Origin of the sequence: Crenalkalicoccus roseus (assembly GCF_004761865.1) — a bacterium.
In the GTDB taxonomy this organism is placed as follows: Bacteria; Pseudomonadota; Alphaproteobacteria; order Acetobacterales; family Acetobacteraceae; genus Crenalkalicoccus; species Crenalkalicoccus roseus.
Genome location: NZ_SJDM01000039.1, coordinates 1 through 11,983, shown reverse-complemented (window position 1 = coordinate 11,983; position 11,983 = coordinate 1). Strand labels below are relative to the sequence as shown.

Sequence of the window (11,983 nt, the reverse complement as noted above, 5' to 3'; positions counted from 1 at the left end):
GCCGGTGAGGATCCTGTTCCTCGGCGACGTGGTCGGCCGCAGCGGGCGGGAGGCGCTGACCGCCGCCCTGCCCGGGCTGCGCGCGCGCCTCGCCCTCGACCTCGTGGTGGTGAACGGGGAGAACGCCTCGCACGGCTTCGGCCTGGCGCCGGAGATGGCGCGCGCCTTCCTCGCCGCCGGGGCCGATGTGGTCACCCTCGGCAACCACGCCTGGGACCGCAGGGAGATCATTCCCTTCCTCGAAGCCGAGCCGCGGGTGATCCGCCCGATCAACTTCCCCCCCGGCACGCCCGGCCGCGGCGCCCATGTGGCGGAGGTGCCGGGCGGGCGCCGCGCCCTGGTGGTGAACGTGATGGGGCGGCTGTTCATGGACCCGCTCGACGATCCCTTCCGCGCCGTGCAGGCGGAGCTGCAGAAGCACCGCATGGGGGAGGGCGGCACCATCCAGGCCGCGGTGATCGACGTGCATGCCGAGGCGTCGAGCGAGAAGGCCGCCTTCGGCCACAGCTTCGACGGCATGGTGAGCCTGGTGGTCGGCACCCATACCCATGTCCCCTCGGCCGACCACCAGATCCTGCCGGGCGGCACCGCCTACATGACCGATGCCGGCATGTGCGGCGACTACGACAGCGTCATCGGCATGCAGAAGGGCGCGGCCTCGCTGCGCTTCTGGCGCAAGATGCCGGGGGAGCGGCTGGCGCCGGCGGAAGGGGAGGCGACGCTCTGCGGCCTCTTCGTCGAGACCGACGACCGCACCGGCCTTGCCCTGCGGGTCGCGCCGCTTCGCCAGGGCGGGCGGCTCTCCCAGGCGATGCCGGAGCCCTGAAGGTCCCTGCCGCGCGTTGCCCTGGCGAATGGTTCCCGGAAGGCACCGGCCGGGCGCATCGCGAACGCGTGTGTCATGCGCCTTTCCTTGGCAATGTGGCGGCCGGGTCATGCACAATCCCCGGTAGTCGGATCGTGGGAGATCGCAATGGCCGTCCGGGACCCCCGCCGGTTCGTGCCTGGCGCCTCGGTTCTCGGCGGTGCCGCCGCCGGCCTGACCTATGAAGGCTGTCTCCACGATGCGATGGCGCGCGAGGAGCGGCAACGCCGCCGCGAGGCCGGCCACAGCCGCGCCGCGCCCCACCCCTCCCGCCCGCCGCGCCGGGCGGCGGAAACCGCCCGGCTCGACGAACCGCAGCCGGTCTGAGCGCGGCCTGGAGCGGATCCCGTTCGGGTGGCCTCGCCTGAACGGGTGAAGGTGCCGGCACGATCAACGCGCCGGCGCGCTGGCTGCGAGCCGGGCGAACGGAACATGCTCCGGCACCGGGCAGCGGCGCGCGCGGCCTTCCGGGCGGATTCGGCGGGGCTTGCCTGCCGGCCGATCCCCGCCTATCGGGCGCCACCCTTCGCACTGCACAAGGACCGCTCCCATGGCCGTCGAGCGCACCCTCTCGATCATCAAGCCGGATGCGACCCGGCGGAACCTGACCGGGAAGATCAACGCCAAATTCGAGGAGGCGGGACTGCGCATCGTCGCGCAGAAGCGGCTGAAGCTCTCCCCCGAGCAGGCCGGGGAGTTCTACGCCGTGCACCGCGAGCGTCCCTTCTACAACGACCTCGTCGCCTTCATGTCCAGCGGCCCGGTGGTGGTGCAGGTGCTGGAGGGCGAGAACGCGGTGGCCAGGAACCGCGAGATCATGGGCGCCACCAACCCGGCCAACGCCGCGCCCGGCACTATCCGCAAGGAGTTCGCCGAGAGCATCGAGGCCAACAGCGTGCATGGCAGCGACAGCCCCGAGACTGCTGCCCAGGAGATCGCCTTCTTCTTCGCCGGAATCGAGATCACCGGCTGAGCCCGCGCCAGGCGGCGCCGCGCCCGGGCCGGCCGGGCGCGGCGTGGCATTCAGACGAGGAAGATCGCCAGCAGGATCAGCGTCAGCGCGATGCCGGCGACCGACCAGGTGAGGAACTGGACGAACCGGTTCCAGGCGCGCTGCCGCTCCTCCAGGATCTCCCGATGATCCACGGCGCCATACTCGTAGGTGGTCTGCTCGTCCGCCACGGCCTGCCCTCTCATCCTCGCGCACTCACGCGGCCGGTGTAGGAAGCGCGGGCGGCCCCGGCAAGGGGTTGCGCAGCGCGCCTCGCGGCGCTTCCGCCCCGACGATCGCGGCGCGCCCCGCCTCGATCCGCACCCGCCCCGCCGCCAGCCAGCCCAGCGCCGCGGGGTAGAGGAGGTGCTCCTGCTCCAGCACGCGCGCCGCCAGCGTCTCCGGCGTGTCCCCGGGCAGCACCGGCACCGCCGCCTGCGCCAGGATCGGCCCCTCGTCCACGCCCTCGCTCACCAGGTGCACGGTGCAGCCGTGCAGCCGCACCCCGGCGGCCAGCGCGCGGGCGTGGGTGTCGAGGCCGGGGAAGGCCGGCAGCAGCGAGGGGTGGATGTTGACCAGCCGCCCCTCCCAGCGCCGCACGAAGCCCGGGCTCAGCACGCGCATGAAGCCGGCGAGCGCGACCAGCTCCGCCCCGTGGCGCAGCAGCGCCTCCTCCATCGCCCGCTCGAAGCCCTCGCGGTCGCCGCGGAAGCGGCGGCTCTCCACCACCTCGGTCGGCACCCCGGCGGCGGCGGCGCGGGCGAGGCCCGGGGCGTCGGCGCGGTTCGACAGCACGAGCGCGATCTCCGCCGGCCAGGCGGGATCGGCGGCGGCGGCGATCAGCGCCGCCATGTTGCTCCCGCGGCCGGAGATCAGGATGGCGACGCGCCGCCGCCCGCTCATCGCGGCCAGCCCGCGCGCAGGTTCTCGACGCGCAGCGCGGCCGGGCCGGGCGCCGCCTCGAGGGCGCCGATGCGGAACACCACCTCGCCCTCCGCGGCGAGCAGCGCCGCCGCCGCCTCGGCCTCCGCCGCCGGCACCACGCAGACCATGCCGATGCCGCAGTTGAACACGCGCAGCATCTCCTCCGCCGCGACATCCCCCGCCGCCGCGAGCCAGGCGAAGACCGGCGGCACCGTCCAGGCGGCGGCGTCGAGCACCGCCTCCACCCCGGCCGGCAGCACCCGCGGCAGGTTGCCGGGCAGGCCGCCGCCGGTGATGTGCGCCGCTGCCTTCAGCAGCCCCGCGCGGTGCAGGGCGAGCAGCGCGCGCACGTAGATCCGCGTCGGCGCCAGCAGCGCCTCGCCGAGCGGGCGGGCGGGGTCGAAGGGCGCCGGGTCGGTCCAGGCGAGGCCGGCCGCCCGCGCCACCCGCCGCACCAGGGAGAAGCCGTTGGAGTGCACGCCCGTGCTGGCGAGGCCGAGCAGCGCGTCGCCGGGCGCGATGTCGCCGCGCGGCAGCAGCGCGCCGCGCTCCGCCGCGCCCACCGCGAAGCCGGCGAGGTCGTAGTCGCCCTCGCCGTACATGCCCGGCATCTCGGCGGTCTCGCCGCCGACCAGGGCGCAACCGGCGAGGCGGCAGCCCTCGGCGATGCCGGCGATGACGCTGCGCGCCTGCTCCACCCGCAGCCGGCCGGTGGCGAAGTAGTCGAGGAAGAACAGCGGCTCGGCGCCCTGCACGACGAGGTCGTTGACGCACATGGCGACCAGGTCCTGGCCGACCGTGCCGTGGCTGCCGGCCTCGATCGCCACGCGCAGCTTGGTGCCGACGCCGTCTGTGGAGGAGACGAGGACGGGGTCGCGGAACCCGGCCGCCCTCAGGTCGAACAGCGCGCCGAATCCGCCGAGGCCGCCCATGGTGCCGGGGCGGTCGGTGGCGCGGGCGAGCGGCTTGATCGCCTCGACCAGCGCGTCGCCGGCCTCGATGTCCACGCCGGCATCGCGATAGGTCAGGCGGGTGGGCGGGGAACTGGTCAGGTCGGCCTCCGATCGGCTAAGGGCATGCATCATGTCGTCCGGCGACCGCGCGCCGGCCGCGGCGGGCGTTGCGCCGGCCGCCGCCGCGGCGCCGCACCGGCCGGCCATGGCGAGGAGGACGGCGATGCCGGGCAGCAGGACGGCTTCCGGACGGGCGGCAACACACCATGCGCGCATCCTGTCCGCAACCGCGCTGCTCGCGCTGGCGCTGGCGGCGGGGCCGGCGGCCGCCCAGGTCCTGCCGCCGCCCATGGCGCCCATGGCCGCGCCGCTGCCGGAGCTGAACTTCACCCAGAGCGGCGTGCCGGCCGAGGCCACCGCGCCCGACGGGGTGCAGGCGCGCACGCGCGCCCTCGCCTCGGGCCGGCGCATCGCCTGGCAGCGCTTGATTGAGGAGGCGGGGCTGCCCGCGGTGCCGCTCGGGGATGCGCAGATCGAGGAGCTGGTCAGTTCCATCATCATCGAGCAGGAGCGCATCGCCCCCACCCGCTACAGCGGCCGCATCACGGTGAATTTCGACCCGTCGCGGGTGCGCGCGGCCCTCGCCGGCAGGGTGCCAGGGATGCCCGCGCCGTCCCCCGAGCCGGTGGCGCGGCCGACCGGCCCGGCCTCGACATGGCTCGACGCCGTCGCCACCTACCGCTCCATGGGAGAGTGGCTGGAGCTGCGGCGCCGCCTGGGCGCGGCCCCCCCGGTGGCCTCGGTGACGATCCAGGGCATCGCCACCGACCAGGCGCGGCTGCGCCTCGGCCTGCGGGCGCCGCCGCCGGTCGCGGCGGAGGAGCTCGCGGCGCTCGGCCTGGCGCTGGCGCCGGCCGCGGGGATGGGGCCGGGCGAGACCTGGCTCCTGGGCCTTGCCCGCTGACCGCCCGCGGGCCGGGGGCGCGCCGGAGGCGGAGGAGGCGCGCAACCTCCTGCTGACCCTCCCGAACCTCATCACCCTGGCCAGGCTCTGCGCCGTGCCGGCCACCATCTGGACCATCCTGCAGCACCGGCTGGACATCGCCTTCGCGCTCTTCGTCGCCGCCGGCGTCTCGGACGCGATCGACGGCTGGCTGGCGCGGGTGCGCAACGCGCGCAGCGCCCTCGGCGCGCTGCTCGACCCGGTGGCGGACAAGGCGCTCCTGGTCTCGGTCTACGTCACCCTCGCCGTGGTCGGCGTGCTGCCGGACTGGCTGGCGATCCTGGTGGTGTTCCGCGACCTCATCATCGTCGGCGGGGTGCTGGTGCTGTGGCTGCTCGGCCAGACGCCGGCGATCAGGCCGATCTTCGTCTCCAAGCTCAACACCGCGCTGCAGATCGCCCTCGCCGCGCTGGCGCTGTTCCTGGCCGGCTTCGGCCTCGACGCCGGCTGGCTGCTGCAGGCCGCGATCTGGGCGGTGGCGGCGACCACTCTGGCCTCGGGCGTGGCCTATGTGTGGGCGGCGCTGCGCGCGCCGCGCGCCGGAGGGGTGCCGTGAACGTGATGCCGCCCGAGCGCCGCCCGGAGCCGGTGCCGGCGCCGCGCCCGCGCGCCGAGGCGGCGCCGCATCCGCCGCCGCCGGGCCGCGGCCGCCCCTATCCCGCCGCGCCTCGGGTCGCCACGCGGGCGCAGCGGCTCGGCCTCGCGCTCGGCGTGCTGCTGGTGCTGCTGTTCGGCCTCTGGCTGTTCTCGCCGATCCTGACGCCCTTCGTGCTGGCCGCCTCGATCGCCTATTTCCTGCACCCGCTGGCGACGCGGCTGGAGCGGCTCGGCCTGCCGCGCTCCCTCGCCTCGCTGCTGCTGGTGCTGGCGCTGACCATGGCGGCGCTGCTCTGCGTGCTGCTGCTCTACCCGCTGCTGCTGGCGCAGGTGACGACGCTGCTGCAGCGCCTGCCCGGCTACGTGATCGGCATCGGCGCGGCGATGCGCGAGGCGCTGGACGCGCTGTCCGACCGCTTCGGGCCCGAGTTCATGGACACGCGGCTGCAGGAGCTGGCGGTGGGGCAGGCGGGGGCGATCGTCTCCTTCCTCGGCACCGCGCTGGCGCGGCTGATCGGCAGCGGCATCGCCCTGTTCAACGTGTTCCTCCTCGTCGCCGTCACCCCCGTGGTGGCCTTCTACCTGCTGCGCGACTGGCCGCGCATGCTGCTGCGCATCGACGCCTGGCTGCCGCGCCGCTCGGCGGCGACGCTGCGCCAGCTCGCGCGCGACATGGACCGGGTGCTCTCGGCCTGGCTGCGCGGCCAGCTCATCTGCTGCGGCATCCTCGCCGTCTACTACGCCACGGCGCTCTCCGCGGTGGGGCTGGAGCTCGGCCTGACGGTCGGGCTGATGGCCGGCATCCTCTCCTTCATCCCCTATGTCGGCTCGATCACCGGGCTGATCACCGCGCTGCTGCTGGCGCTCGCCCAGTTCGGCACCTGGGACGGCGTGCTGACGGTGTTCGCCGTCTTCGTCTTCGGCCAGCTCGTGGAGGGCTACATCATCTATCCGCGCCTGCTCGGCAACCGGGTGGAGCTGCACGCGGTGTGGGTGATCTTCGCGCTGTTCGCCGGCGGCGTCGCCTTCGGCTTCCTCGGCGTGCTGCTGGCGGTGCCGATGGCGGCGGCGATCGGCGTCGTCGCCCGCTACTGGCTGCGGCGCTACCTGGAAAGCCCGCTCTACCTCGACCCGCCGCGCACCGGCACATGAGGGCGCCGCGGCAATTGCCGCTGCCGCTGCCGCTCGACCCTTCCTACGAGCCGGCGGACCTGCTGGAGGACCCCTCCAACGCCGAGGCGCTGGCCTGGCTGCGCCGCCCCGGGGAATGGCCCGGCGGGCGGTTGGCGCTGTGGGGGCCGCCGGCCACCGGCAAGACCCACATGCTGCGCTGGCTGGCGGCGGGGCGCGGCTGGCCGGTGCTGTCCGGCCCCGCCCTCTCCGGCCTGCCCGAGGTGCCGCCCGGCACCGGGCTCGCGGTGGACGACGCCGACATCGCGGCGGAGGAGCGGGCGCTGCTGCATCTGCTCAACCTCTCCGCCGAGCGCGGCCAGAAGGTGCTGCTGGCCGGGCGGGAGCCGCCTTCGCGCTGGCCGGTGGCGCTGCCCGACCTCGCCAGCCGGCTGCGCGGCATGGCCGCGGTGGCGGTGCAGCCGCCGGGCGATCCGCTGCTCGGCGCGCTGCTCTCCAAGCATTTCGCCGACCGCCAGCTCCGCGTGGATCCGGGCGTGCAGGCCTGGCTGCTCGCCCGCCTGCCGCGCGAGGCGGGGGCGGTGGCCGAGGCGGCGGCGCGGCTCGACCGGGCGTCGCTGGCCACGGGAGGGAAGGTGACCCGCCCCCTTGCCCGCGCCGCCCTCGCCGGCCTGCCCGGCTTCGGCGAGGCGGAGGATGACGCTTCGCTGACCGGGGACGAGGGCGCCTCGCCGCCCGGGCCGCGGCTGCTGTAGGCTCGCGCCGAGGAGATACGCCGCCCCATGTCGCTTGCCGAGACGCCGGCCCCGCCGGCAGCGCCCGCGGAGACCCGGCCCGCCATCGCGCCGGACAGTCCCGCGCGCTTCATCAACCGCGAACTCTCCTGGCTCGACTTCAACACCCGGGTGCTGGAGGAGGCGGCGAACCCCAAGCACCCGCTGCTGGAGCGGCTGCGCTTCGTCGCCATCTCCGCCTCCAACCTCGACGAGTTCTATTCCGTGCGCGTGGCCGGGCTGGTCGGACAGGAGCGGGCGGGGCTGCCCGCCCTCTCGCCCGACGGCCGCACCCCGGCGCAGCAGCTCGCCGAGATCCATGCCCGCACCCAGGTGCTGATCGCGGCGCAGCAGGCGGAGTGGCAGGCGCTGCGCGGCCTGCTGCGGCAGGCGGGGATCACCGTCTGCGACCCGGAGGAGCTGACCGAGCCCGACCGCGCTTGGCTCGGCGAGTGGTTCATGGACCGGGTCTTTCCGGTGCTGACGCCGCTCGCCGTGGACCCGGCGCATCCCTTCCCCTTCATCCAGAACCTGGCGCTCTGCATGGCGCTGAAGCTGGTGCGGGAGGAGGATGGCGGCACCATGCGGGCGATGCTGCCGCTGCCGCCGCAGGTGGAGCGCTTCATCCGCCTTCCCGCCCTCGACGCCGCCGACCGCACCATCCGCTTCGTGCTGCTCGAGGACCTGATCGGCCTGTTCCTCGGCCGCCTCTTCCCCGGCTTCATCCTGGCCGAGCGCGGCCTGTTCCGCCTGATCCGCGACACCGACGTGGAGTTCGAGGAGGAGGCGGAGGACCTGGTGCGCAGCTACGAGACGGCGCTGAAGCGCCGCCGCCGCGGCCGCGCCATCCGCCTCTCCGTCACCGTCGACACGCCCTCGGACATGGTGGACTTCGTGGCCGAGGAGCTGGACGCCGAGCGCGGCTCGGTCTTCGTGGTGGAGGGGCTGCTCGGCCTCTCCGACCTCAAGCAGCTCATCGTGGACGACCGGCCGGACCTGCTGTTCACCCCCTACACGCCGCGCTTCCCGGAGCGCATCCTGGATTTCGGCGGCGACTGCTTCGCCGCCATCCGCGCCAAGGACATCGTCGTCCACCACCCCTACGAGAGCTTCGACGTGGTGGTGCAGTTCCTGCGCCAGGCGGCGCGCGACCCGAACGTGGTCGCCATCAAGCAGACCCTCTACCGCACCAGCCGCGACAGCCCGATCGCGCGCGCGCTGATCGAGGCCGCCGAGCAGGGCAAGAGCGTCACCGGCATCATCGAGATCAAGGCCCGCTTCGACGAGGAGCGCAACATCGCCCTCGCCCGCGAGCTGGAGGCGGCCGGCGTGCAGGTGGTGTTCGGCTTCGTGGACCTGAAGACCCATGCCAAGGTGTCGCTGGTGGTGCGGCGGGAGGGCAGCGGCCTGCGCTCCTACGCGCATTTCGGCACCGGCAACTACCACCCGGTCACCGCGCGCATCTATACCGACCTCTCCTTCTTCACCGCCGACCCGGCGCTGACGCGGGACGCGGCGCGGCTGTTCAACTACCTCACCGGCTACGCGCGGCCGGAGCGGATGGAGTGCCTGGCCTTCAGCCCGCTCACCATCCGCCCCACCCTGCTCGGGCTGATCGAGCAGGAGATCCGCTTCGCGCGGGAGGGCAAGCCCGCTGGCATCTGGATCAAGATGAACTCGCTCGTGGACGAGGCGCTGATCGACGCGCTCTACCGCGCCTCCCAGGCCGGGGTGCGGGTGGAGGGGGTGGTGCGGGGCATCTGCTGCCTGCGCCCGGGCGTGCCGGGCCTTTCCGACAACATCCGCATCAAGTCCATCGTCGGAAGGTTCCTCGAGCACTCGCGCATCTGCGTCTTCGGCAACGGCCACCGCCTGCCCTCGCGCCGCGCGCGGGTCTACATCTCCTCCGCCGACTGGATGGCGCGCAACATGGACTGGCGGGTGGAAACCCTGGTGCCGGTGCACAACCCCACCGTCCACGCCCAGATCCTCGACCAGATCATGGTGGTGAACCTGAAGGACAACATGCAGAGCTGGGAACTCGGGCCGGACGGGTGCTGGCGGCGGCTGAAGCCGGACGGGAACCCGGTCTCGGCCCATGAGTATTTCATGACCAACCCCTCGCTCTCGGGCAGGGGCAGCGCGCTGCACCGGCCGCCGACCGCGGCGCCGAAGCGGCCGCGTCCGGACCGCATCCTGCAGGATTGAATCGCGTGGACGATCTCTGCTGGTCCAAGGCGCCGAATGGCGGGACCGGGGCGCGCCGGCCACGGTGCGGCGTGGTGGACCTCGGCTCCAACTCTGTCCGTCTCGTGGTGTTCGAGGGGCGCGGGCGGAACCCGCAGGCGATCTTCAACGAGAAGGCGGTGCTCGGCCTCGGCCGCGGCCTGCAGTCCACGGGCCGGCTGAACGAGGCGGCGATCGGCCCGGCGCTGACGGTGCTCGGCCGCTATCACGCCGTCGCCCGCGCCATGGGCGCCGAGCCGCTGGAGGTGCTGGCCACTGCGGCGGTGCGCGATGCCGCGAACGGCCCCGATTTCGTCGCCGCGCTGGAGGCGCGCATGCCCGGCGTGCCGGTGCGCATCCTGAGCGGGGAGGAGGAGGCGCGCCTCTCCGCCGACGGGCTGCTGCTCGGCGTGCCGGAGGCGGATGGGGTGCTCGGCGACCTCGGCGGCGGCTCGCTCGAGCTCGTGCGGCTGGAGGAGGGAAGGGTGGGCCGTGCGGCGTCGCTGCCCCTCGGCGCCATCCGCCTTTCCGACCGTGCCGGGGAGGATTTGGTGCGCGCCCGCGCCATCGCCGACGAGGAGCTCGCGGCCCAGGGGTGGCTGGCCGAGGGCGCGGGGCGCGACCTCTACCTGGTGGGCGGCGCCTGGCGGGCGCTGGCGCGCATGCACATCGCCCAGACCGGCTATCCGCTCGCCATCGTGCACCACTACGTGCTGCGGCGCGAGGAGGCGCGCGACCTCGCCAGCGTGGTCATGGGCGCCTCGCGCAAGGTGCTGGAGCGCATGCCGGGGGCGCCGCAGAAGCGTCTGGCCGACCTGCCCTACGCCGCGGTGGTGCTGCGCCGGCTGCTGCGCGCCACCGGCGCCGCGCGCGTCGTCTTCTCCGCCAACGGGCTGCGCGAGGGCTGGTATGCCCGCCTGCTCGACCCCGCGGTGCGTGCCGAGGAGCCCCTGCTCGCCGCCGCTGCCGAGCTCGCTTTGCAGCTCGGCCGCGATCCGGACCTGCCGGCGGCGCTGCTCGGCTGGACCGATCCGCTCTTCCCCGAAGAGGATGCGGGCTACCGCGCGCTGCGCCAGGCGGCCTGCTGGGTCTCCGACACCGGCAGCCACGACCACCCGGAATACCGCGCCGAGCAGGCCTTCCTGCGCATCCTGCGCCAACACGGCGTCGGGCTCGACCATCACGCCCGCGCCTTCCTCGCCCTGGTCGCGGCGCTGCGCTACGAGGCCGAGCCGTCCTCCCCCCTGCTCGCCCCGGCGCGGCTGCTGCTCGACGCGCCGGCGCAGCGCCGGGCGGAGGCGCTGGGGGCGGCGTTCCGCCTGGCCTACACCCTCTGCGGCGGCACGCCGGCGCTGCTCGCCGCGACGGCGCTGGAGCGGCGGGGCGGGCGCCTCGCGCTGCGCCTCTCCGAGGGCACCGGCGTCTTCGCCGGGGAGAGCGTGCTGCGCCGTCTGGATGCCCTGGCCGCCGCGCTGGGGCTGGAGCCGGTGGTCGAGCTGGCCTGATACGGCCGGCGGCATCGCGGGGCACCTCCGCGCGCGGACGCACCGCAGAGGGCTGAGTCGGCGAACGCGGCCGCGGTGCCCCGCCGGCGGTGCTGTCAACCTCCGGGTTACCCACAGCGACGTGGACAGGCCTGTGGGTAAGGCTGTGGAGCGACCTCCCCGTCCGCCATTTCGTGCCCCGGGCACGACTCTGTGGCGGCGATGCAACAGGCGGTGGCCAACGCGCATCGGGCGCCGCGCCTGCTTCATGCCGAGCCTGCCCAGCGACCCCGTGCGCGCCGATGCCCGACTGCGCCCCCCCGCCCCGGCCAGAGCCGCTTCCGCCCGACCGCATTTGCGAAAACGGTTCGGGCCTTTGCTTGCGGAGCGGCCCTACGCTCCCGGCCGTTCACGACGCGCGCTGCGGCGCGACTCCTTCAGTGGGTCACACCGCGGCGCCCAATCTGTGTCGAGCCGGCTTCGCGGACGGGTGCCGGAGCGGAGTCACGCTCCGGCCGGTCCCGGCCGTCCGCGATCCGTTCTAGCCGCCCTCATCCACCGGAGGCGTCTCGCCGGCCGGGCTTTCCGGGCCCCACATGCGCTCCAGCGCGTACATCGCCCGCGCCTCCGGGCGGAACAGGTGGATCACCAGGTCGCCGGCATCTATCAGCACCCAGTCGGGCGAGGCCTGGATGGCATCCCGCCGCAGCCGAAGCCCGGCCTTCTCCTCCAGCGCCTCCTCCAGATGGGTCGCCATGGCCTGGATCTGCCGCTCCACCAGGCCGGTGGCGATGATCATGCGGTCGGCGAAGCTGGCGCGGCCGGTGACGTCCAGCACCACGATGTCCTCGGCCTTGTCGTCCTCGAGGCTGGTGCGCGCCACGGCGACGAGCTGCTCCAGCCGGTCGGGCGCGGCGTGGCTGCGGGCGCGGCGCGGGCGTGCCGGGCCGCCTTCCGGCCCCGCCACCACTTGGCGCCGCTTGCGGGCGGCGGTCGGCTCTGCGGCGCGGCGCGGCGCGGCGGCCCCGGCGCGCTT

12 protein-coding genes are annotated in these 11,983 nt (G+C 74.5%); 8 read left to right on the top strand and 4 right to left on the bottom strand.

What is annotated here, in order from left to right; all coding sequences use genetic code 11:
- The first annotated feature begins 4 nt into the window (after window positions 1–4).
- Both ET526_RS17135 and ndk read left to right on the top strand, forming a co-directional pair.
- Window positions 5–826 (top strand): TIGR00282 family metallophosphoesterase, encoded by an 822-nt coding sequence (locus ET526_RS17135; RefSeq protein ID WP_135469297.1) that lies wholly within the window; start codon window positions 5–7, stop codon window positions 824–826.
- 589 nt (window positions 827–1,415) lie between these two features.
- Window positions 1,416–1,838, top strand: coding sequence for a nucleoside-diphosphate kinase (gene ndk / locus ET526_RS17130; RefSeq protein ID WP_135469295.1), 423 nt, complete (start codon window positions 1,416–1,418; stop codon window positions 1,836–1,838).
- A 50-nt stretch (window positions 1,839–1,888) separates the two neighbouring features.
- Here ndk and ET526_RS17125 read toward each other — a convergent pair whose 3' ends face one another.
- The 3 genes from ET526_RS17125 to purM are packed head-to-tail and all read right to left on the bottom strand — an operon-like array spanning window position 1,889 to window position 3,862.
- The gene (locus tag ET526_RS17125; RefSeq protein WP_135469293.1) at window positions 1,889–2,047 is read right to left on the bottom strand and encodes an aa3-type cytochrome c oxidase subunit IV; all 159 of its coding nucleotides are present in this window, start codon (window positions 2,045–2,047) and stop codon (window positions 1,889–1,891) included.
- Between the two features lie 25 nt (window positions 2,048–2,072).
- Window positions 2,073–2,759, bottom strand: coding sequence for a phosphoribosylglycinamide formyltransferase (purN, locus tag ET526_RS17120; protein ID WP_135469291.1), 687 nt, complete (start codon window positions 2,757–2,759; stop codon window positions 2,073–2,075).
- A complete protein-coding gene (gene purM, locus ET526_RS17115) occupies window positions 2,756–3,862 on the bottom strand; it encodes a phosphoribosylformylglycinamidine cyclo-ligase (protein WP_135469359.1) in 1,107 nt (368 codons plus the stop codon). The genes purN and purM overlap by 4 nt, the downstream gene beginning before the upstream one ends.
- A gap of 94 nt (window positions 3,863–3,956) precedes the next feature.
- Between purM and ET526_RS17110 the strand changes: the two genes are divergently transcribed.
- The 6 genes from ET526_RS17110 to ET526_RS17085 are packed head-to-tail and all read left to right on the top strand — an operon-like array spanning window position 3,957 to window position 10,968.
- A complete protein-coding gene (locus tag ET526_RS17110; protein ID WP_135469289.1) occupies window positions 3,957–4,697 on the top strand; it encodes a hypothetical protein in 741 nt (246 codons plus the stop codon).
- Complete coding sequence (locus ET526_RS17105) at window positions 4,687–5,292, top strand: CDP-alcohol phosphatidyltransferase family protein (protein WP_240048447.1); 606 nt, start codon at window positions 4,687–4,689, stop codon at window positions 5,290–5,292. The genes ET526_RS17110 and ET526_RS17105 overlap by 11 nt, the downstream gene beginning before the upstream one ends.
- 5 nt (window positions 5,293–5,297) lie before the next feature.
- Window positions 5,298–6,485, top strand: a complete 1,188-nt coding sequence (locus ET526_RS17100) for an AI-2E family transporter (RefSeq protein WP_135469354.1) — start codon at window positions 5,298–5,300, stop codon at window positions 6,483–6,485.
- Window positions 6,482–7,219: an HdaA/DnaA family protein gene (locus tag ET526_RS17095; RefSeq protein ID WP_135469287.1), complete on the top strand. Its 738-nt coding sequence runs from the start codon at window positions 6,482–6,484 to the stop codon at window positions 7,217–7,219. The genes ET526_RS17100 and ET526_RS17095 overlap by 4 nt, the downstream gene beginning before the upstream one ends.
- A 27-nt stretch (window positions 7,220–7,246) precedes the next feature.
- The gene (locus ET526_RS17090; protein WP_135469285.1) at window positions 7,247–9,445 is read left to right on the top strand and encodes an RNA degradosome polyphosphate kinase; all 2,199 of its coding nucleotides are present in this window, start codon (window positions 7,247–7,249) and stop codon (window positions 9,443–9,445) included.
- A gap of 5 nt (window positions 9,446–9,450) precedes the next feature.
- Window positions 9,451–10,968, top strand: coding sequence for a Ppx/GppA phosphatase family protein (locus ET526_RS17085; RefSeq protein ID WP_408869771.1), 1,518 nt, complete (start codon window positions 9,451–9,453; stop codon window positions 10,966–10,968).
- Between the two features lie 520 nt (window positions 10,969–11,488).
- Here ET526_RS17085 and rsfS read toward each other — a convergent pair.
- Window positions 11,489–11,983, bottom strand: a 495-nt coding sequence (rsfS, locus tag ET526_RS17075; protein ID WP_408869770.1) for a ribosome silencing factor, incomplete at its 5' end; no start/stop codon positions are given.